The organism is Bacillus sp. LQ01, from assembly GCF_057624735.1.
On sequence record NZ_JBYEZL010000002.1, the window covers coordinates 1,404,063 to 1,424,794 of the forward strand.

A 20,732-nucleotide genomic window follows, 5' to 3' on the forward strand; every position below is an offset into this window, starting at 1 on the left:
AAAAAAGGAGGCTGTATCCGGTTAGGGTAAAGCGGATTTTTAATTTTTTTGAAAATAAAGTTGACATCCACAACTACTTAGTCATACAATGTAGTTGTAATAAGTGATACTGAATAGTGTGGTTTTACTCAAAAGCTATTCAGTAAAAAAATTCGCCTTAGTACTCTGTGATACTGAATATAAGTCAGACAGAATAGGGGGTAAAGGAGGATCAGGACATGGAAAATTTAACTGAAATGCTAAAAGGTTCACTGGAAGGGTGTGTACTGGAAATCATCAGTCGCCGTGAAACGTATGGCTATGAGATTACCCGCCATCTGAATGATCTTGGGTTTACCGAAGTTGTGGAAGGTACGGTGTATACCATCCTTGTACGATTAGAGAAGAAAAAGCTTGTGAATATTGAAAAGAAACCATCAGATATGGGACCGCCTCGTAAGTTTTATTCATTAAATGAAGAGGGCCGCCAAGAGCTTGAATTGTTTTGGAAAAAATGGGATTTTGTATCGTCAAAAATTAACGTCTTGAAGTCAAAATAGGTTCATAAGATAAAATGTTCCGGTCGATACTTTGGGAATTTCTTGTTCGGTTTTATAAAAAAGGAGGAAAATAAGATGTTAGAAATGTTTAAAAAGTTAATTGGTGATAAAAAAGAGTACAAAATGATGATGGCACGAGTTGAGGCTCTGCCAGAGGACTACCAATTTGTATTTAAGAAAATTCAAAACTACATGTGGAATTTCTCAGCGGGTAACGGGATGGATATGTTACACATACAGTATGAATTAATCGATTTGTTTGAAGCTGGTGCAGCAGAAGGAAGACAAGTGCTTGACATTACTGGGGATGACGTGGCTTCCTTTGCTGACGAACTAGTGGCAAATGCTAAAACTTACGTCTCCAAGTATCGTGAAGATTTGAATGAAAGTATTATGAAGAAATTGAGAAAAAAATAAATGGAATAAGTAATACCGACTGATTAGCTGGTTACACATATGAATTGCCACCATAGCTATTCAGTTATATTTTTAGCTCGGTACTAAGTGATACAGAATATCAGTGGTACTAAATAGATAGAGGTAAATAAATTATCTCCGCAAAACATTTTTATAGGGAGGAAAAAAGTATGAGTAATGCAGCGATTTCTATAAAAGGCTTGAAAAAATCCTTTAAAGACAAGGAAGTTTTAAAAGGGGTAGATTTTGAGGTGCAGCGTGGAGAAATTTTCGCGCTGCTAGGCTCAAATGGAGCGGGAAAGACGACAACGGTCAACATCCTTTCGACACTCATGAAGCAAGATAGTGGTGAAGTAAGTATTTGCGGATTTGATGTACAGCGTCAACCAAATCATGTTCGTCAAAGTATCAGTTTGACAGGGCAGTTCGCAGCTTTAGACGGTATGCTGACTGGGAGGGAAAACTTGATAATGATTGCTAGGCTACGTGGTGTTTCCAATCCCGCTCAAGTTGCTGACAATCTACTTGCAAGATTTAGCCTGACTGATGCGGCAAACCAAAGGGCAGATCAGTATTCAGGTGGGATGAAGCGCCGGCTTGATATCGCGATGAGTTTGATTGGGGCGCCAGCAGTTATTTTTCTTGACGAACCAACGACTGGACTCGATCCTGAAGCGCGGATCGAAGTGTGGGATACAGTCAAGGAACTTGCTGATAGTGGTACAACTATTTTGCTTACGACTCAGTACTTGGAGGAAGCAGAACAACTGGCTGATCGTATCGCAATTTTGCATGGCGGAAAAATTATTACGACAGGTACTCTTACTGAACTGAAAGAGATGTTCCCACCGGCAAAAGTGGAGTATATCGAGAAGCAGCCTACATTGGAAGAAATATTCCTTGCGATCATTGGCAAAAAGGAGGAGATGTAAATGAAAAGCAAAACAGGGGTATTACTTGGGCGCTTAATGCGCAATATTATGCGTAGTCCAGATACAATTATTACGGTAGCGATTACACCGATTATGATGATGCTATTGTTTGTATACGTATTTGGTGGGGCTATACAGACAGGAACAGATAACTACGTCAATTATTTATTGCCGGGAATTTTGCTAATGGCTATCGCATCCGGTGTAGCTTACACTTCCGTGCGACTCTTTACGGATGTAAAGAGTGGGCTGATGGCACGTTTCATTACGATGCCTATTAAGCGCTCATCGATATTGTGGGCTCACGTTCTAACCTCTCTTGTTGCTAATGTACTTACTATCGTGGTGGTTATTCTTGTTGCGCTCTTAATGGGTTTCCGTTCCAGTGCGAATATTCTAGATTGGCTTGCAGTAGCTGGGATACTAGGAATGTTTACGTTAGCGCTAACATGGTTGGCTATCATTCCAGGGCTGACGGCAAAATCTATGGAAGGGGCGACAGCCTACTCGTACCCACTAGTTTTTCTTCCATTTATTAGTTCAGCCTTCGTACCTACCGAAACGATGCCAAAAATTGTTCGTGTGTTTGCGGAGAATCAGCCTGTAACTTCAATCGTGAATGCGATTCGTGCTCTTTTATATGAAGGAACTGTTGGAAACGATATTTGGATTGCGCTCGCTTGGTGCGTCGGAATTATGGTTATTGCTTGCTTCTTTGCTAGTAAAGCATTTAAACGTCAGCTAGGGTAAGTGAATGAAATCATCCGGAATAATATATTTTTTTGAAAAAGCACGGGAAGATTTTCCGTGCTTTAATAATTCATTCATACTTCGCTTAATTGTAGTAGTTTTAAAGTAAATAGGAGAATAACAAATTGAATACACATGCCTGTATGGTATGTTAACACTTAACTAAAATGACTTGTTAATAAACGGAATATTCCGTGTAAATATAGAGGTTATCGTAGTGATGTGTTATATTTATACTTATAAGGTATATAATGTATAAATTAATCGTTTAGGGGATGAAAAAGGGAGAGGTTCAAATGAAATGGTATTTATATACTCTCAAAAACTATGCGAAATTTAGTGGGAGAGCTACGAGAAAAGAGTACTGGATTTTTACTTTATTTAATAAGGTTACGTTTTGGTCATTAATATATTTGGCCTCTTATTCTTCGTCGGCCTTTTACTTAAGAGCCAATATTACCTTGCTATATATAACAATTTTTATCGTTCCTACTCTGGCAGTGGAAGCTCGTCGATTACATGATAGTGGAAAAACAGGATGGTGGCAGCTATTAAATTTTGTGCCATTTGGAGGAGCGGTTCTACTTGTGTTTTGTATCATTGAAAGTGATGAAGGTGAGAATAAGTATGGACCAAATCCACATTCAAATCTTAAACAAGCAATTTAATGTGTTTATAGAAAACTCTAATATAAAAGGTATGAACTAAAAGTTAGTTCCTACCTTTTTTGTTGTATTATTCATAGAAGCCTCGTTAAGTAGTGATCGCTTAAACTCAATATTTTGAGGTTTAACTGATCACTACTTATGGGGAATATAAACATAATCGCTCTTGTAAATCTTTTAATATTTCTTCAGGCATTTCCCTAATTGTAATATCCTTCCCTAGAAAAAGCAGCCAATTTATTATTTCCGTCACTTCATCGGGATTGTTAACATTGATAAAAGTTTTTAAAATGGCTGTGGATTGGTAAGGATTAGTATAAGATATTGAAATTTTTAAAGGATGGTATTTTTTGAACTGGGCAATTGCTGTCGGACCAAGTTCAAGTACAAGGTTAATTGCTTCAGCCTTCTTACTTAGTTTTTCTAAAATCTTTTTCTTATTGAGCCTTTTATTCGTCGTGTATGGTTCGATATTGATGAGATCATCGACAGGAAACATTAACTTCTTTTCTTCTTTTAAGTCAAATCCTTCAATAATCCAATGGCTTTTTTCTTGATAAAGGTGTAATAGATAAATTGGATAAGACTTAATTTCTTCATCTTTTTTAATGGTAATCAATAAATGGTTATCCAAAAGAAGGATTTGAATGAGTTTTTCTAACATAGGATGGGGGAGATCAGAAAGCTCAAGTAGATCGGGATTATGAGGATTAGTTCCTTGGAACAGCAAGAGTTGATTTAAAAGAACAAGGTCATCCTGCTGGGTTTCTGAGATGAGTCCTAGTAGTTTTTCGGCTAAAGATTGACGACTCTTTAGGTAGGGAAGTTGTTGATTCCTCGTAGCCATAAAGGCAATAAAAAGAGCTTTCACTTCATTATCAGTAAAGCGAACAACGGGCAGGATAGAATTATGCATAACAAAATATCCACCCGTTCTCCCAACTTCAGCGACAAGTGGCATTCCCATAGCTTCAATTTCTCTAATGTCTCTAATAGCTGTCGATCGTGATATGTCAAATTCTCGTATGATTTCAGAAATTGTAAAGTGAGAGCGGTTGTTAATATATCGCATAATTGTATTGATCCGTTCAACTTTTTTCATTTTGGTCTCCTAAACAGTATCATTTTTTGACATGGTTTAAAGATATTATAAACGTATCAGATGAAAAGATAAATCGTTTGATTAATAAAAAAAGAGGCAGGTTTTGTATATGAAAAATTATACTATAGAAGAAAAAGATAGCTTTATTGTGTTAGGTATTGGAACTGAAATTAAGAGTGAGTACACAGACTTTGCTGGAATAAATAAAGAAAAGGAAGACTTTTGGTCGGCTGTTAAAGAAGATGGAAGGCTGGACACTTTAAAAGCTTTAGCGACAAATGAATACATTTTTTCTGTGAGCGAAGCGGTGAATAACAAAATGATGTATTATGCGGGTGTCATGACAGAAGCACAAATAGAAGAAGAATCTAGAGTGATTCAGTTTCCGAGGGGAGAATACTTAGTAGTAAAAGGGGAAGACAAAACAGCTGAAGAGTTAAGTAATAAGTTGACTGGCATCGCCTTCGGTCAAGCTTTACCAGATGCAAATGAGTTTGCTTATGTTGGTGGACCAAATACGACGGTTGAGATGGGGAAAAGAAACGGCTTAGTGTTTGGTGAAATGTGGATTCCAGTTGTAAGGAAGTAAAGTGATAAAAGATACGAATATGGGAAGTAGAGGCTAACAATCTTGGATTGTTGGCCTTTTTAACATGAATATAATATTCATATGTCTATTGTATTTTTTGCGGCAAGATTAAATAGCTTTTTTGTTACTTTACAATAAAGTATACTTAATATCAGTAATTCATATAATTAGGAGTGGTTTCTATATTTAGAGAAAATACAAAAAGGATACTTCTGTCATTAGTAACAAATCCAATACTAATAATTGTATACGGGATCTTTTGCTATGAGTTGGCCTTATACTGTAAGTACGGAAGAATGAATTATAATATTTACATTTTGTTATTATGTATAGTACTTTTTATATCCATAACTACATTTACTACAATGCGGGTGATAAAAAATAGAGAATATGAATCTAAAAAATTAACAAATTCAATAGCATGGAGATCCATTTCTATTATCATTATTGTTGCAATTACATCATTTTATGGGATGCAGATTTATAAAAGTGCAATAAATTACAATGGCAAATTGGCATGGTTTATAGAAAAGTTAAAACATGAAAGGTCAGTTAAACTTAAACATAATAATATATATAAATCTGGAGTAGAAGGTATTTTTGAAGATATAAATAAAAAATATCCTTTGCCAAAGAAATTGTATATGGCAACTGATTTTGATCTTACATTTCATTCAGATGGAACAATCACAGCGTTTGATACATTTGTTTATGGGAAAAATGTTGATGGGAAAGAAGAAACTTATTTAATCTCTTATAATAAGAAGAAATCAGAAGATATTACTATAATACGAGATGGATATGCAAAGCCTGATTATAATGATGATAAATTAGTAGAACCTTTAATTAAAACGGTTAAGGCGATCCCAGTTAAGCAAACGGTCAAAAAATGGAATGAAAGTAAGTATGGGTTGATTTATTATGGAAAAAGAAATTGGGGATCCAATACAGAGGGAATTATTAATATTACTGAGGATGGTAAGAGGCAGAGTGTTAAAGAAGCAGCTTCTGATATCATTGGATATACTGTATCTATATTTGTCCCTGGAAAAGAGAAAGAGCTAGTCCCTGCTAGATATAATTTAATAAGTGACGCAAGTTGGAGTAAATCAAAGACGCCTCCAAAAGAAGATATGCTTAAAGAGAAGGAACAACAAGATTTAAAGAATGAAAAAGAACAGTTTTTCCTATCGAAAGAAGTTGGTTATAAACTAAATATGACAGATAAAGCATTAGGGAGCGCTTTTTATTCATTAAGCAAGACTAGTGATGAAGGGAAAACATGGGAGGTTATCAATCCAGACCCATTTAATGGGGGGATTGGTAGTGTATCAGGAATCATTTTTATAAATGATAAACTTGGGTTTTTAGGAGCAATTAGGCCTTCTGGTAATGAAGGAGAGTTATATCGCACAGATGATGGGGGAGTATCTTTCAAAAAGGTAGAATATCCGCCGCATGAAGTGAAATTAGATCATACACAGTCCACAATAAGTCCTTTTGATTCTCCTAGTATGCCATATGAGAAAGATGGGGTTTTTAATATGTTAGTTGGACAAGGGGCAGATGGAGACTACAATGGCGATAGTAGTGCACTTTATCAATCAAAAGATAACGGAGAGACATGGGAATTTGTAGAAGAAGTGAAAAAGAAATAATCAGAATGTTTTTTTAAAAATAAGGTAACTACTCAGCTATACATTTCATGACGGACAGGAAGAATTTACGAGTGAAATAATTAAAGTTCTTTCTCATGCTGGAGGTTGGTTAATATGGTCTACTATTCTTGCATCTTCCATCATGTATACTGTTACTTTATATAAGAATCATCCAGATATCAGAAAAATTATACATGCTCGTTTTGAAGAAATAAAGCAACGAATAAAATATTAATGTAACTAATAAAAAACGTTATTCTTTCTAGTAATTTTGCTTATTTAGAAAGAATAACGTTTTTATTTTTTAATACTCAAGTAATAGTTTACCTGCAGTTCCTATCATATAATTTATTGAATTTTAATATACGTTATGTATAACAGATATTTACCTTATAAAATAAGGGGGGCATATTATGACTGAGACAAACGAATCTTCAGGAGTCAATTTGAAAAAAGATGTGAAGTTTTCTATTATAATTCCTGCACACAATGAAGAAAAGTACATTAGAAAATGTTTAGATTCAATTGCAAAGGCATCAGAGGCATATAAAGAGCAAACGGAAGTTATAGTTGTTTTAAATCGTTGCACAGATAAAACAGAGGAAATAGCAAAATCTTATAATTGTGTTACATTGAAAAATAACGATAAAAACTTATCTAAAATTCGAAATGCAGGGGCTAAAATAGCTAATGGAGAAATAATCGTCACTATAGACGCTGATACCATAATGACAGAGTCTATGTTGTTTAATGTAGATAAATATTTAGCTTCAGGTAAATACATTGGTGGTGGGGTAAATGGAAAGTTTGAAAGAATATCTTTAGGAATATTTCTCTCCGCAATGTTAATAATCATCCCCTTACTTTTTAAGTACGGTGCTATATCTGTAGGGATTTTTTGGTGCTATAGAAAAGACTTTATGGCAATTAACGGATTTAATGAAAACATGCTTATGGCAGAAGATGCAGATTTCGCTAAACGGTTAAAAGAATGGGGAAAGAAAAATAATAAGAAATTCGGTACTATTAAAAATGGAATGATAACTTCATGCAGAAGATTTGATACATATGGAGACTGGACTTTACTTAAAAATCCAAAAGTAATTTTAGCTTATCTAAAAGGAAATGATAGAAAATACGCAGATAAGACATATTATGATAACCAAGAAAGATAAAAATGGAGAAAACCAGTAGAAAATAGTTAGTGCTTTTTTAGATATAATGAGAATCCAACTTAATTTAATAGATATTATAAGAAAACCATCAATTTGATTACCCTTTTTCAAATTGATGGTTTTTATTTTTGAAATAAATATGTATTTTTTTATGAAAATATTTTTTGACCCCCATAAAACTTTGTACTCCTCCGAATATGTATAGTGAAAAAAATAAATAGAAGAAAAATGACTATGAAAGAATATAGAAGTATTAATAAAATTACTAGATTAAGTGGCATCCAAAATGGAAGGATGAAATTACCAATTATATAGAGAAGAGTTATTCAAGGATTGCAGATAAAATAGAAAGAGAATAAGCAAAACGAACGGTAGAAAATAAGAAAGTAGATAAAAATACAAACTTAACTTTAGTGCCGAGAGAAAAGGAAAATTATTAAGAAAACGTTGGGAAAAGTTAGACTCGAAAAATATAACTAACAGCAAGAAAACAAGACCGAAGAAAAGTACCAAGAAAATCTGGTTAAATGGTCACTTGTGTAGTGGCCATTTTGCTATTTGAAGGAGGCTGGGAGATTACAAGTGTTGAGTTTAGTAATGAAGATCTTAAGAAAACCGAAAATAGAAGATATCGTATGTAACATACAAAACAACGAAGAAGACAAAGAAGCGTTTATCGTACAGTATCAGCCTTTTATTAGAAAATCAATCTCATCTGTCTGCCGTCGATATATTACAGAACAGGATGATGAATATAGCATTGGATTGTTTGCCTTTAACGAAGCAATTGAACAGTATTCCTATACAAAAGGAAAATCCTTTTTAGCGTTTGCTGATCTTCTTATAAAAAGAGATGTAATTGACTATATACGTAAGGAGTCTAAACATAACTTTGTCTTTTTAAAAGAAGATGAGCAAGAGGAAATGTTAGAAATGCAAGTGTCGCTTACGGAGTATATGAAAGAGATGGAAAATAGTAACCGTAAGGAGGAAATTCTTCATTTTCAAAGTGTGCTAGCTGAGTTTAAAATCACATTCTCAGAGCTTGCTAAAGAATCTCCTAAGCATCGTGATACACGTGAGCACTTAATAGAAATTGTGAAAATAATTATAAAAGAAGAGGAAATGATGGAAGAGCTGTTCCGAAAGAAAAAGTTACCGCTTAAACAGATTGAACCGCGTGTTAGGGTAAGTCGTAAAACGTTGGAACGACATAGAAAATACATTATTGCAATGTGTATTATTTTTGCAAACAACTATACATATATTCTGGATTACATAAGAGGGGAAAAGCATGATGAATAAAGGAATTGTGATGGATATAAAAAAGCATAGCGTAGTTGTTTTAACACCAAATGGAGAGTTTATTACGTGTAAAAGAAAAGGGGATTCTTGCATAATCGGGGAGGAAATCTCGTTTGATGAGCAAGAACAAAAAGCATCGTATTTTTCGATTCCTTCCTTTTTAAAGCCTGCATCAATACTTGTTGCTTGTTTTCTATTTGCAGTGCTGTTTTTCTACAACCAACCAGAAGAAAAAGTATTTGCTTACGTCTCAGTTGATATAAATCCAAGTTTAGAGGTGAGCGTAACAAAGGATTTTCGTGTTATAGATTTGCAGGCTTGTAATGATGATGGAAGGCGTATTTTAAAAGAATTGAAGCAATGGGAAAATAAACAATTACAAGAAGTAATACGTACTATTATAAAGCAAAGTCAAGAGGATAAGTATTTAACGAATGATAAGCAAGTTATGCTAACAGCTGTTGCAAAGGACAAGGCACTAGAACCACTTTTGGAAAAGGCAATGAAAGAATTAAAGAAAGAATATGAGCTAAAACATATTACAGTTGAATATCAAAGTAGCACAATGCAAATACGAGAGAATGCTAGAAAAGCTGGAATTGGCACAGGTGTTTATATAAAGCAAGAGAATGAGAAGAACAAATCACTTACGCCTCCTGTCACCCCGTCTAATCCGGTGGAAAACGAAGAAGAAGTGCAATCACACCCGGAGTCATCTCCTGATGCAACACTCGATTTGTCTCCTGTAAAAGAAAAAAAATATGAAAAGCAAGAGCAGAAAGAACAAAAGAAAACAGAGGAACAGCCATCGAAGCAAATAAAAGAAAACAATGGAAGAGGATCTCAGCAAGAAAATAGAGGGAATCAACAGGAGAATAACAGTAGAGAAGCTCAACAAGGAAATAATGGGAATCAGCAAGGGAACAACGGAAGAGGATCTCAACAAGGGAATAATGGAAATGGGAAAGGGAACAACGGAAGAGGATCTCAACAAGGAAATAATGGAAATGGGCAAGGGAACAACGGAAGAGGATCTCAACAGGGAAATAACGGAAACGAGCAAGGGAACAATGGAAGAGGATCTCAACAAGGAAATAATGGAAATGAGCAAGGGAACAACGGAAGAGGGTCTCAACAAGGGAATAATGGAAATGGGCAAGGGAACAACGGAAGAGATCCTCAACAAGGAAATAATGGGAATCAGCAAGGGAACAATGGAAGAGGATCTCAACAAGGGAATAATGGAAATGGGCAAGGGAACAATGGAAGAGGATCCCAGAAAGAAAATGACGGAAACGAGCAAGGGAACAATGGTAGGGGGTCTCAACAAGAAAATAGAGGCCACCAGCAAGGGAATGAAAAGAAGAATCAATAGAATATGGAAGTGAGAGATTCACTTCAAAGCTAAAAGGATTTATTCCGCTATTTGCTGGGCAGGCCGATTGGTGAGGGCTGATGATTAGTGGGGGATGAACAAAACCCCCACTGATTAAAGTTGCACTTTAATATTCTATAGTTCTATTAAGAAGGAGTATGTGAAAAATATAATGGAGAAAAACATTCAACAAGAGAAAGATAAAGAAAAACCTGTTTTTTATGATCCGAAAGGAAGGAGAAACATAGCCTTTATTTGGTTTCTATGTATCTCAATAGTTAGTGTAAGTGTTGTATTTTATTTTTTCTTTCAAAGTATTTTTTCAACACCAGAAATTCCAAATATGAATACCGCTGTACAACAAGATACTAAACTTGTACCAATTAATCAAAAACTTAGTGATCAGCAGTTAAAGAAGGAAGCATTTAACCCAAATACCGAAACAAAGGATAATAAAAATTTGGTGAATCCGCCGAAGGATAGTAAACATCCTAAAGAAGTGTATGGTTTTTATGTAAACTGGGATGAAAATAGTACCGCTTCTTTAAAAGAAAATATCGATTCATTAACTACGTTAGTACCAGAGTGGTATCATTTAAAAGCAGATTTAACGATTAGAAGTGAGATAAAACCTGAGATAGTAAAGTTGGCAGAAAAAAATCAAGTGAAGATTATGCCTTTGCTTACTAACTATACTGAGGAAGCTTCTGGTCCTGATAGTGGGCTAATTCATAAGTTACTGAGTTCCTCAAACGATGTAAAGACAAAGTTTATTAATGATTTAGTAATCCAAGTTAAAAAAAATCAGTTTTCAGGTATTAATATTGACTTTGAGGCCGTACCTGAAAGTGATAGAGAAAACTTAACAAATTTTATGAAAGAACTTACTAAGGAATTTCATGAACATGATTTGCTCGTTACACAAGATGTTCCAGCTAATGATAAGGCTTTTGATTATAGTGCGTTAGCAAAAATAATAGATCGAATGATTGTAATGATGTACGATGAGCACTATGGAGCGGGGGAACCAGGACCAATTGCTTCAAATAAATGGTTCCAACATACATTAAAAGAACTGAATATTCCGTCTAATAAACTTATAGTTGCTTTCGGTAACTATGGATATGATTGGGAAGTAAATAGTAAAGAAGCTGCAAAGTCTATGACTTTCTCAGAAGCTATGGCAATGGCTCATGATTCAAATATAAAAATTCAATGGGATAAGGTGAGTGGAAATCCGTATTTTAGATATAAAACAGGAGAGAAAGAACATACTGCTTGGTTCTTAGACGGTGTTACTCTTTATAATCAAGTGAAAATCGCAATGGACAATCATGCAAAGGGGTTTGCGCTATGGAGATTAGGAGCAGAAGATCCTACAATATGGAAAGTTTTAAAAAATCCTATTGAGGTACAAAAAAATCCTAATGTATTACATAAAATCAGTAGTTTAGATGAAGTGAATTATTCTGGACAAGGTGAAATTTTACAGATTGAGAATGAAAGAAAAAATGGATTGAGAGATTTTAAAGTAGGCAAAGATGATTATATTACAGATGAAGTATATCAATCCTTACCATCTGCATATGAAGTGCAACGATATGGAAAACCAAATGGGAAACAAGTAGTATTAACATTTGATGATGGACCAGACCCGAAATATACGCCAGAAATATTAGATATATTAAAAGAGAATCAAATAAAAGCTGCTTTTTTTGTACTTGGTGAAAACGCGCAACTAAATACTAGTATTGTAAAAAGAATATACGATGAAGGGCATGAAATTGGCAATCATACTTTCAAGCATCCTAACATAGCAGATACGTCTTTACTACGAACGAAAGTAGAACTTAATACGACGCAACGTTTAATTCAGGAAGTAACTGGACATTCTACGGTTTTATTTAGATCGCCATATGAAGCGGATGCTAACCCGGATTCAACAAATGAAATATTGCCTATTTTACGTGCACAAAATATGAACTATACAATGGTAGCGGAAAAAGTTGATCCCGAAGACTGGGCAATACCATCAACAAATGAATTAGTAAAGCGTGCTCTTAATCCCATTTATAAGGGAGAGGGAAATATTATTCTTCTCCATGATGCGGGAGGGAACCGTACACATACAGTAGAGGCGCTCCCAATTATTATTAAAGACCTAAAAAAGCATGGATATAGTTTTGTAACAATTTCAGATTTAATGAATAAAGAACGAGATGAAATCATGCCTCCTGTTTCTTCTGAGGGGAAGCAATATTTGCTTTACAATAAAGCTGTCTTTTCAGGGGCAGGATACTTTAAGCATATATTAACAACTATTTTTTATATTGCTATTGGATTAGGGATTTTTCGATTTTTATTCTTAATTTATTTTGCATGGAAGCAGAAAAGAAAAACGTTATCTCGCTATATTAATTCGTCCTATCAACCTTTTGTTAGTGTTGCCATAGCAGCATATAATGAAGAAAAGGTGATAGCCAAGACAATTCACTCAATTTTGGATAGTAATTATAGAGAATTTGAAGTTATTGTTGTGGATGACGGATCGACAGATGGTACGTCAAAAGTAATGAAAGAAACATTTTATAAACACCCTAAAGTTCGTTTCATTCAGAAAGAAAACGGCGGGAAATCATCGGCAATGAACCTAGGGTTTCAACAATCGCGAGGAGAAATCATTGTCACTTTAGATGCGGATACTATTATTGCGCAAGACGCCATTTCTCTAATGGTTAGACACTTTGAAAATCAGAATGTAGCTGCAGTTTCAGGTAATGTCAAAGTGGGGAATAGACGGAATTTGTTAACTACTTGGCAACATGTTGAGTACATTACAGGGTTTAATTTAGAACGTAGAGCTTTTGATGAGTTAAATTGTATTACAGTAGTTCCAGGAGCTATTGGGGCGTGGCGCAAAAAGAATGTAGTTGAATCTGGATATTTAAGCGAAGATACGTTAGCAGAAGATACGGATCTTACTATTACATTTTTACGTCAAGGGCATAGAATTGTATATGAAGAAAAAGCGCATGCTTTTACGGAATCACCTGAAGATGTGAAAAGTCTCATTAAACAGCGGTATCGTTGGTCATATGGTACACTTCAATGTCTTTGGAAACATCGAAAAGCGTTATGTAATCCAAAGCATAAAACATTAGGATTTATTGCACTGCCTAATATGTGGTTATTCCAATATGTGCTGCAATTCATTGCTCCTTTTGCAGATATATTAATGATTATAGGACTATTTAGTAGTAATCCGCTAAAAGTTTTAGGATTTTATCTTGTTTTCTTTTTAATGGATCTTCTCGCTTCTCTGTTCGCATTTAAATTAGAGGAAGAGAACCCAAAACCATTGGCATGGTTAATTTTACAACGTTTTATTTATCGCCAATTTATGACTTATGTTGTCATTAAATCTATATTCTCATCGCTTCGAGGAGTAGCGGTAGGGTGGAATAAACTAAAGAGACTGGGGAGTGTTAAACATTCCACGGAACATAAGGAGGCATCATAAAAGAGCAGACTATCTGCTCTTTTTTTCATTGGTTTTAGTTAGTTGAATGTAGAGTTGTAGTATAAAAACTGCTGCTTCTATAATGAGATTCCTATTCATCATTAATGGTGAGACATTATGTTAAGCTAATCCTTTAGTTTCGGATTAAAGTTTTTTTATATTTTTTTAAAATGACGGACACAAAAACGCATATACCTTCGAATTATATATATGGATAACATAAATATGTATATAAAAGGGGAGAAATAAGATGAAAGAAAAAAAAGAAATGTTTCAAGAAATCGCTGAGGTGTTAAAGGTATTGGCGCATCCAGTTCGTCTATCTTTAGTAAAAATAATGCTTGCAAAAGGTCCTACTAATGTAACAACAATGTATGGGGATTTACAAATGCCTCAAAGTACAATTAGTCAACATTTATCTAAACTAAAAGCTGCTAAAATGGTTACAGGTACTCGGAAAGGATTAGAAATTTATTATGAGGTAACTGACAATCGCACAAAATCAATATTAGCATGTTTAGTTTAAATGATGATTTCTATTTCAAAATAAAAAGCGCTATTCTTTTCTATGATTTTACAGAGAGAATAGCGTTTTTTATTTTTAAGGAGTATCTTTTTATTAGCTTGATGGTGAAAGGGTATTATCTCTAAAATACAAAAATATTGATTTCGCTTTTATTCTTTCTCAGGGGTTTGAGCTCAAAAGGTCGACTATCACTTTGTTTCCAATGAACTGGACAGTGGAAGAACTTATATTTTTGAATAGAGGGCATTCTATGTTTTTGATATATTAATAGTTGGGGAACAGAAATAAGGGGGATATAGAAATGGAATTATTTGATTACTATAAGCGAAAAGGAAAGATGAAACTGTTAATTGGGACGGGTATTTTTATTCTTGCTTTATGCGCTGTATATGAAGATTGGGGACATATTAATTGGGGGCAGTTTATATTTTTTGTTATCGCTGCTTCTATCTTTTTGGGAATTGGATTTTGGCAGTTAAGAAAAGGAAAGTTGATACAAAAGAATATGATAAAAAGTAATGCAACATTTTGGGATGTTGATACTTTAGTTGTATTAGAATTACCAAAACGAAACAAGCAATTTGGTTTATATCATCCTGATGGTAAGTATATAGCAGGAACAAAGATGGTTTCATCAAATATTCTTTTTTCAGTAATACCTTTTTTACATAATAAAGATGTTTACGGATTAGAAACGAGTAGCGGGGAAATTCTAGCTTATTTTCATACTGAAGTGGACGGATATGATTGGGTAATTTATGACTCGAATTATAACCAAATTGGTATGTTTAAAGAAAAAATGATACAAGGATTTACTATGATACGAGGTACTTTGATGACAGATAAAGCCACAAAATTGTCAGATGTAGAAGTTGAGTTTGATTTTATTCAAAGTACTCTCCGTACAATAGACGGACGTACATTAGCGATTGGTAAGCAGGGATATATGCCTATAGAATGGAGTGAAAGGTTCATGGGTTTAAATGTACCTACTATTACCTTAGGTTCTAATGCGTCTAATAATGAAAAAATTCTCGGTTTAGGGGTGCTTCTTTATAGCTTACGTACAATTGAGATTAGAAAAAGTAGAGCGAGCGTTTAATGAGGCGGAAGTAGTGTTTATATGCGAAACTTTATAGAAATCTCATTTTTCTAATTGTATCTTTTTAGATTGATGGATGTGGGGTCACGTCCATCAATCTAAGAAAACAAGTTAGCTAAAAAATGATGAAAATAAACTTTATAGAAATAAAAAATATGAACGTAGAGGATTAAACAAAGTATATAGTGCTTTTTTAGTCATGTAATCTTTTAATCTGATGATCTTTTCCCCATTCAAACAGATTATCCATTATTTGCATTAAAGATTTTCCGTATTCACTTAGTGTGTACTCAACCTTTGGTGGAACTTCTTGATATACGGTACGATAGATAATCCCATCAGCTTCAAGTTGCCGAAGTTGTTGTGTAAGAACCTTTTGTGTAATGTTTGGGATTTCTCGTTTAATTTCATTTGTTCGCATTTTTCCATCCGACAAAATACATAAAATATGAACTTTCCATTTTCCACCGATTACATCGAGTGTTGTTGCAATTGGGCAATTATCATTTTGATTCATATAACACCTCCACAGGTACTTTAAGGTTCCTATAGCACTTTAAAGTACGTACTTTTCAATTATATGTGACTCATTCATACTAATACGTAAAGGGTTGAATAATTTATAAAGGGGATGAAAAAAGATGAAAACACTTGTAATTGTAGCACATCCTGATATTGAAAAATCAAAAATTAATAAAAGATGGATTGAAGAACTTGAGAAATATTCGGATGAAATTACGGTGCATGAATTGTATAAAGTGGCACCGAATTGGGAGTTTAATATTGAAGAAGAGCAAAAGTTATTAGTAGAACATGACAGATATATATTTCAATTTCCACTTTACTGGTACAGCTCACCACCATTATTAAAAAAATGGTTCGATGATGTATTAACATATGGATTTGCGTACGGATCTAAAGGAGATAAAGTGAAGGGGAAAGAATTTGGTGTAGCTATTTCTATAGGTGGATTAGAAAAAGACTATGAAAATAGTGGAATTACAATGGATGAGTTGACGAAACCATTCCAAGCTACATGCTTATACACAGGTATGGAATTTATACCTTCCTTTTATTTATATGGTGCAGAATATAAACTAAGTGATGAAGAGATTGATAAAAGTGCACCTGAGTATGTGCAATATGTGATGAACAAGAAGTATTCTAATATATAATGGGAAATATCCATTTACTTGTAAAGTAAATGGATATTTTATATTCTTTTTATATTCACTAAGTGTAATCTTTAGTAAATTAATAGTTAATCTGGTAAAATAAAAAACCTAACATATATAAAGGGGAGTTTTACTTGAGAACGATGCGACAATTATTACAAAAGAGAGCAATGCAATCACCAAATTTGGAAGCGCTTGTAGGGGGGAAGAAAAGATATTCGTTTCAGCAATATAATGAACGAGTAAATCAGTTTGCACATTATTTGTTATATAATGGTGTGCAAAGAGGAGATCGTATAGGAATACTATGTAAAAATAATCACCCATTTCCAAGCGTTATGATGGCAAGTTTAAAAATTGGAGCGGTATTTATTCCGCTAAATCATCAGCTGACTGTTTATGAATTAGAAACGATTGTAAAAGAAGCGAAATTAAAAGTGTTAGTTATTGATGAAGAATTTAATGAAGTGTTATTAAAGGTTGATGCTGTTAAAGAAATTCCTTATGTAATTCAAACAACAAAAGAAGGCTTTGGTTCATTTGAATTAGAGTTGCAAAAACAGCCAACGACAGAACCGAACGTAGAAGTTCATGAAGAAGACGATGCCATTTACTTGTTTACATCAGGAACGACTGGACAGGCAAAAGCATGTGTAATTGGACATAAAAACTTACATCATTATTTTGCTGAAATTGCGGGACAAAGAGAAATCCCAGCAGGTGAACGCTTTTTATCTGTGCATCCATTGTTTCATATGAGTGGCGTGCTTTCTATTTTAAATTGTATTTATCATGGCGTTACGATGATCTTCTTAGCTGATTCGAATCCTGCTCTTATTTGGGATAAGATTGAAGAAGAGAAAATTACTACGATGCTTGCTTTCCCAGCCGTTTATAGTTACATGCTTGATGAACTAAATAAAAAAGAACGTAACATTTCAACCTTTAAAGTAGCACAAAGCGGTGGTACAAAAGTGCCAGAAACACTCATTCAAAAATATATGGAAAAAGGCATATATATGGTGCAAGGCTATGGTAGTACAGAAGGTTGGGTTGTAACCTCATGGCATCCAATGATGGGAAAAGAAAAGATGTCTTCTGTAGGAAAGACCTTGAAAAATGTAGAGGTGAAAATTGTTCATCCGGAAACAGGACATGAACTAACAACAAATGAAGTTGGAGAGATTCATGTGAAAAGTCCATACATGTTTAAAGGATATTGGAATAATGAAAAGGCGACAAAGAAGGTAGTAAAAGATAACTGGTTTAACATGGGTGATGCTGGCATGATAGATGATGATGGATTCCTGCATATTATGGGAAGATATAAAGACGTTATTATACGCGGTGGTGACAACGTATATCCAGATCAAGTAGAAGATGTTATTCATGAAATACATGGTGTTTTAGAAGTTGCAGTAGTTGGAGTTCCAGATGACTTTTGGGGAGAGGTTCCAAGAGCTTACATTGTGAAGGATGGCGAAACAACATTAACAGAAGAAAGTATTATTCAGTATTGTAAGGAGAAGTTAGCAAGTTACAAAATTCCAGAAGTGGTATTCTTAGAAGAGTTACCGAAAAATGCTTTAGGGAAAGTGTTAAAGAGGGAATTAAGAGAAAATGTACTTGTAAAATAAAAAACATTAGATAATGAGGAATCCAGTTATGTACAAAGCATAACTGGATTTTTTGTTTATGGTTCTGTTAGTAGATATCATAAAGATTTTAAAAATTTTGTGTTTTTGGTGTAATATTGAAAATAAAGGGATCTAACTAATTTCAGTACAAGGGGGAGAAAAGATGGCTATAAAATTAGAAACTGAGCATTTATGTATAGAACCTTTTACCAATGATGATGTTTTTAGAATTAAAGAATTGGCTAATGACAAGGAATTAGCTAATATTCTTGGGCTTCCGCATCCATATAAACTGGAGTTCGCGCAAGATTGGGTTGATATGCAACCAGAACTTATTAGGAAAGGAATCGAATATCCTTTAGGAATTGTCTCTAAAGAATCAAGAGAAATTGTAGGTACAATTACACTAAGAATTGACAAGGGTAACAATAGAGGTGAACTTGGTTATTGGATTGGTAAGAATTATTGGGGAAAGGGTTTTGCAACTGAGGCTGTAAACAGAATGATTCAATTTGGCTTTATCGAATTAGGTCTAAACAAAATTTGGGCATCTGCCATTTCCAGAAATAGATCGTCGATTAAAGTATTAGAGAAGTCGGGTTTACGTAAAGAAGGCACATTGAGACAAAATAGACTTTTATTAAATACATATGAAGATGTTGATATTTATGGAATATTAAAGACAGAATACAACGTTTTAAATTACAGATAAGTTTGGTAGTGTGATGACAAAAGGAAACCCTTTAGAACAGGGTTTCCTTTTGTATTTTAATAGAAGCATGTTTATCAAAAACATAATAATTTACTAGATTTTGTATTTTGTGTAAGATAATAAAGAATATTCAAATATCAATCAAGGGAAGAGATGTAAATGAAGCTGCCGCTATTACAGATAGAGACAGAGAGACTCATGATCCGTCCGTTCCAAAATGATGATTATGAAAGTTGGTTAGATGGATTTAATAAGAGGCTGCCATCTCAGTATAAATACGACGATGGTTATCAAGTTATGGCATCATCAACAAAAGAATGGTTCACGGAATGGATTAGAGGATTTGATGAAGCAGCACATCGAGATGAGATGTATGTATTAGGTATTTTTCGTAAAGAAGATGGGGCTAATATTGGAAAGCTAGAGCTAATAAAAATTTTACGTATGGACTATCAATGGGCGATGATGGGATACTCCATACATAATCAATATTGGAGAAATGGATATGGTGTTGAAAGTGTGAAAGCTGCGTTACCGTTATTTTTTAGTAGCCTTGATTTTCATAGAATCGAATTACATATACGTGTTGATAATGAGCCATCGGTTCGTCTTGCGGAAAGAGCAGGCTTTTCATTTGAATGCAAGAGAAAGGCGTTTTCATTAGAGAATGGTAAGTGGATGGATTTTCTTATTTATTTTAAAAATAAGGAGATGAGTATATGAGAGTGGTTATTACGGATAGAAATTGTAGATTGGAGGTGCAGTGGTGAAGTACGATCTTACAGTCATCAAAAACTTATTTGGCCCTTCTAAAAAAATATTAAATGGCTTACCAAAGGCAGTAACGATTGAAGAAATAGAAGAAGATGTTTTGTATAACGTACAAACATATAAAGAAAAGATAAGTAGATTGGAAGAGGTTTGTTTTAATTGGGAGTTAAAAAGAGCGAGTATTGTATTAAACAAAAGGTTTAGTAGTTATAACTCAAGTGTGAAAGTGTTACTTGATGCCGGTTTTTCTTTGTATGCCGCAAAGATAGAAGTATGTAGAGAATTGAACAATGTAGAAGAGCTTGAAAGACAATATACATATCGATCAATAGCAGAAGGAACGTTATCGGAAAAAGAATTTAAATATATTTGGGAACAATGTATGTCGGGTTCAGGGAATCAAACTTCAATTTTAACTATCAATGAACATTTTTATTCAGTGCAAACAGAGTTAGGTACGGGCTGGGAAAAGTCATGTATTGTTTTTTATGATAAAAATGAGCCGATTGGTATGTCCATACCGCATATAGAAACTGGAACAGAAAGTGAAGGACGGTTATTTTATTTTGGGGTAATGCCTTATTATCGGGGGAAAGGAATTGCTTCCCATATGCATTTTCAATCGTTGCATATGTTAAAGGAAATAGGGGCTACTTATTACATTGGAAGCACACATACTTCAAATGAAAAGATGCAGAGGATATTTTGGAGAAATAATTGTTCGTTGAAAACGGAGATAGAGCTGTATTATAAAATCTTTAAAGAAGGTTAGGAGAAAAGAA

At 34.1% G+C, this 20,732-nt stretch carries 20 protein-coding genes and 1 pseudogene; 19 read left to right on the forward strand and 2 right to left on the reverse strand.

From position 1 onward, the window contains the following. Nucleotides 1-218 precede the first annotated feature (218 nt). From AC22L0_RS19615 to AC22L0_RS19635, 5 genes are all read left to right on the forward strand, one after another. Entirely contained in the window at nucleotides 219-539 is a 321-nt protein-coding gene (locus AC22L0_RS19615; protein WP_000429488.1) for a PadR family transcriptional regulator, read from the forward strand. Nucleotides 540-614: 75 nt separating this feature from the next. Next, nucleotides 615-956, forward strand: a complete 342-nt coding sequence (locus AC22L0_RS19620) for a DUF1048 domain-containing protein (RefSeq protein ID WP_000891986.1) — start codon at nucleotides 615-617, stop codon at nucleotides 954-956. A gap of 170 nt (nucleotides 957-1,126) precedes the next feature. After that, entirely contained in the window at nucleotides 1,127-1,888 is a 762-nt protein-coding gene (locus AC22L0_RS19625; RefSeq protein ID WP_087965020.1) for an ABC transporter ATP-binding protein, read from the forward strand. Then, a complete protein-coding gene (locus AC22L0_RS19630; RefSeq protein ID WP_087965018.1) occupies nucleotides 1,889-2,638 on the forward strand; it encodes an ABC transporter permease in 750 nt (249 codons plus the stop codon). Nucleotides 2,639-2,934: 296 nt separating this feature from the next. Next, complete coding sequence (locus tag AC22L0_RS19635) at nucleotides 2,935-3,306, forward strand: DUF805 domain-containing protein (RefSeq protein ID WP_070756828.1); 372 nt, start codon at nucleotides 2,935-2,937, stop codon at nucleotides 3,304-3,306. 136 nt (nucleotides 3,307-3,442) lie between these two features. On the opposite strand, the gene AC22L0_RS19640 is transcribed toward AC22L0_RS19635, so the two are convergent. Beyond that, nucleotides 3,443-4,405: a helix-turn-helix transcriptional regulator gene (locus tag AC22L0_RS19640; protein ID WP_087965016.1), complete on the reverse strand. Its 963-nt coding sequence runs from the start codon at nucleotides 4,403-4,405 to the stop codon at nucleotides 3,443-3,445. 109 nt (nucleotides 4,406-4,514) lie between these two features. On the opposite strand from AC22L0_RS19640, the gene AC22L0_RS19645 reads away from it, so the two are divergent. The 9 genes and pseudogenes from AC22L0_RS19645 (at nucleotide 4,515) to AC22L0_RS19685 (ending at nucleotide 15,655) form a co-directional block, all read left to right on the forward strand. After that, nucleotides 4,515-4,994, forward strand: coding sequence for a GyrI-like domain-containing protein (locus tag AC22L0_RS19645; RefSeq protein ID WP_000801038.1), 480 nt, complete (start codon nucleotides 4,515-4,517; stop codon nucleotides 4,992-4,994). 173 nt (nucleotides 4,995-5,167) lie between these two features. Continuing rightward, nucleotides 5,168-6,652 (forward strand): WD40/YVTN/BNR-like repeat-containing protein, encoded by a 1,485-nt coding sequence (locus AC22L0_RS19650; RefSeq protein WP_023901655.1) that lies wholly within the window; start codon nucleotides 5,168-5,170, stop codon nucleotides 6,650-6,652. A gap of 40 nt (nucleotides 6,653-6,692) precedes the next feature. Beyond that, nucleotides 6,693-6,887: pseudogene (locus tag AC22L0_RS19655) on the forward strand (hypothetical protein); the annotation flags it as partial. Between the two features lie 178 nt (nucleotides 6,888-7,065). After that, a complete protein-coding gene (locus AC22L0_RS19660; protein WP_000141004.1) occupies nucleotides 7,066-7,827 on the forward strand; it encodes a glycosyltransferase family 2 protein in 762 nt (253 codons plus the stop codon). A gap of 582 nt (nucleotides 7,828-8,409) precedes the next feature. Then, complete coding sequence (gene sigI, locus AC22L0_RS19665) at nucleotides 8,410-9,132, forward strand: RNA polymerase sigma factor SigI (RefSeq protein WP_002101143.1); 723 nt, start codon at nucleotides 8,410-8,412, stop codon at nucleotides 9,130-9,132. Beyond that, the gene (locus AC22L0_RS19670) at nucleotides 9,122-10,507 is read left to right on the forward strand and encodes an anti-sigma factor domain-containing protein (RefSeq protein ID WP_087965014.1); all 1,386 of its coding nucleotides are present in this window, start codon (nucleotides 9,122-9,124) and stop codon (nucleotides 10,505-10,507) included. The genes sigI and AC22L0_RS19670 overlap by 11 nt, the downstream gene beginning before the upstream one ends. A 172-nt stretch (nucleotides 10,508-10,679) precedes the next feature. Further along, nucleotides 10,680-14,027, forward strand: a complete 3,348-nt coding sequence (locus AC22L0_RS19675; RefSeq protein ID WP_487272413.1) for a trifunctional glycoside hydrolase family 18/polysaccharide deacetylase/glycosyltransferase family 2 protein — start codon at nucleotides 10,680-10,682, stop codon at nucleotides 14,025-14,027. Nucleotides 14,028-14,277: 250 nt separating this feature from the next. Further along, nucleotides 14,278-14,553 carry an ArsR/SmtB family transcription factor gene (locus AC22L0_RS19680; RefSeq protein ID WP_000660066.1) on the forward strand — a complete coding sequence of 92 codons (276 nt, stop codon included), beginning with the start codon at nucleotides 14,278-14,280 and terminating at the stop codon, nucleotides 14,551-14,553. A gap of 301 nt (nucleotides 14,554-14,854) precedes the next feature. Beyond that, nucleotides 14,855-15,655 (forward strand): hypothetical protein, encoded by an 801-nt coding sequence (locus AC22L0_RS19685; protein WP_044584716.1) that lies wholly within the window; start codon nucleotides 14,855-14,857, stop codon nucleotides 15,653-15,655. A gap of 193 nt (nucleotides 15,656-15,848) precedes the next feature. Here the strand turns inward: AC22L0_RS19685 and AC22L0_RS19690 are convergent, their stop codons facing one another. Next, entirely contained in the window at nucleotides 15,849-16,172 is a 324-nt protein-coding gene (locus tag AC22L0_RS19690; RefSeq protein WP_001072981.1) for a winged helix-turn-helix transcriptional regulator, read from the reverse strand. A gap of 124 nt (nucleotides 16,173-16,296) precedes the next feature. Between AC22L0_RS19690 and AC22L0_RS19695 the strand changes: the two genes are divergently transcribed. From AC22L0_RS19695 to AC22L0_RS19715, 5 genes are all read left to right on the forward strand, one after another. Further along, complete coding sequence (locus AC22L0_RS19695) at nucleotides 16,297-16,830, forward strand: NAD(P)H-dependent oxidoreductase (protein ID WP_000855231.1); 534 nt, start codon at nucleotides 16,297-16,299, stop codon at nucleotides 16,828-16,830. A 143-nt stretch (nucleotides 16,831-16,973) separates the two neighbouring features. Beyond that, nucleotides 16,974-18,467, forward strand: a complete 1,494-nt coding sequence (locus AC22L0_RS19700; protein ID WP_087965055.1) for a class I adenylate-forming enzyme family protein — start codon at nucleotides 16,974-16,976, stop codon at nucleotides 18,465-18,467. Between the two features lie 163 nt (nucleotides 18,468-18,630). Then, a complete protein-coding gene (locus AC22L0_RS19705; RefSeq protein ID WP_000985517.1) occupies nucleotides 18,631-19,179 on the forward strand; it encodes a GNAT family N-acetyltransferase in 549 nt (182 codons plus the stop codon). Between the two features lie 159 nt (nucleotides 19,180-19,338). Next, on the forward strand, nucleotides 19,339-19,902 hold the full coding sequence (locus AC22L0_RS19710; RefSeq protein WP_000775353.1) for a GNAT family N-acetyltransferase: 564 nt from the start codon (nucleotides 19,339-19,341) through the stop codon (nucleotides 19,900-19,902). Between the two features lie 43 nt (nucleotides 19,903-19,945). Next, nucleotides 19,946-20,722, forward strand: coding sequence for a GNAT family N-acetyltransferase (locus AC22L0_RS19715; RefSeq protein ID WP_000872889.1), 777 nt, complete (start codon nucleotides 19,946-19,948; stop codon nucleotides 20,720-20,722). Nucleotides 20,723-20,732 lie beyond the last annotated feature (10 nt).

What these genes read in the sequence shown, in the direction of transcription:
- AC22L0_RS19630 (WP_087965018.1), top strand. Translation starts at nt 1,889, where the DNA reads ATGAAAAGCAAAACAGGGGTATTACTTGGGCGCTTAATGCGCAATATT.
- AC22L0_RS19645 (WP_000801038.1), top strand. Translation starts at nt 4,515, where the DNA reads ATGAAAAATTATACTATAGAAGAAAAAGATAGCTTTATTGTGTTAGGT.
- AC22L0_RS19695 (WP_000855231.1), top strand. Translation starts at nt 16,297, where the DNA reads ATGAAAACACTTGTAATTGTAGCACATCCTGATATTGAAAAATCAAAA.
- AC22L0_RS19625 (WP_087965020.1), top strand. Translation starts at nt 1,127, where the DNA reads ATGAGTAATGCAGCGATTTCTATAAAAGGCTTGAAAAAATCCTTTAAA.
- AC22L0_RS19620 (WP_000891986.1), top strand. Translation starts at nt 615, where the DNA reads ATGTTAGAAATGTTTAAAAAGTTAATTGGTGATAAAAAAGAGTACAAA.
- AC22L0_RS19680 (WP_000660066.1), top strand. Translation starts at nt 14,278, where the DNA reads ATGAAAGAAAAAAAAGAAATGTTTCAAGAAATCGCTGAGGTGTTAAAG.
- AC22L0_RS19690 (WP_001072981.1), bottom strand. Translation starts at nt 16,172, where the DNA reads ATGAATCAAAATGATAATTGCCCAATTGCAACAACACTCGATGTAATC.
- AC22L0_RS19710 (WP_000775353.1), top strand. Translation starts at nt 19,339, where the DNA reads ATGAAGCTGCCGCTATTACAGATAGAGACAGAGAGACTCATGATCCGT.
- AC22L0_RS19705 (WP_000985517.1), top strand. Translation starts at nt 18,631, where the DNA reads ATGGCTATAAAATTAGAAACTGAGCATTTATGTATAGAACCTTTTACC.
- AC22L0_RS19670 (WP_087965014.1), top strand. Translation starts at nt 9,122, where the DNA reads ATGATGAATAAAGGAATTGTGATGGATATAAAAAAGCATAGCGTAGTT.
- AC22L0_RS19635 (WP_070756828.1), top strand. Translation starts at nt 2,935, where the DNA reads ATGAAATGGTATTTATATACTCTCAAAAACTATGCGAAATTTAGTGGG.
- AC22L0_RS19675 (WP_487272413.1), top strand. Translation starts at nt 10,680, where the DNA reads ATGGAGAAAAACATTCAACAAGAGAAAGATAAAGAAAAACCTGTTTTT.
- AC22L0_RS19660 (WP_000141004.1), top strand. Translation starts at nt 7,066, where the DNA reads ATGACTGAGACAAACGAATCTTCAGGAGTCAATTTGAAAAAAGATGTG.
- AC22L0_RS19685 (WP_044584716.1), top strand. Translation starts at nt 14,855, where the DNA reads ATGGAATTATTTGATTACTATAAGCGAAAAGGAAAGATGAAACTGTTA.
- AC22L0_RS19640 (WP_087965016.1), bottom strand. Translation starts at nt 4,405, where the DNA reads ATGAAAAAAGTTGAACGGATCAATACAATTATGCGATATATTAACAAC.
- AC22L0_RS19615 (WP_000429488.1), top strand. Translation starts at nt 219, where the DNA reads ATGGAAAATTTAACTGAAATGCTAAAAGGTTCACTGGAAGGGTGTGTA.
- AC22L0_RS19700 (WP_087965055.1), top strand. Translation starts at nt 16,974, where the DNA reads ATGCGACAATTATTACAAAAGAGAGCAATGCAATCACCAAATTTGGAA.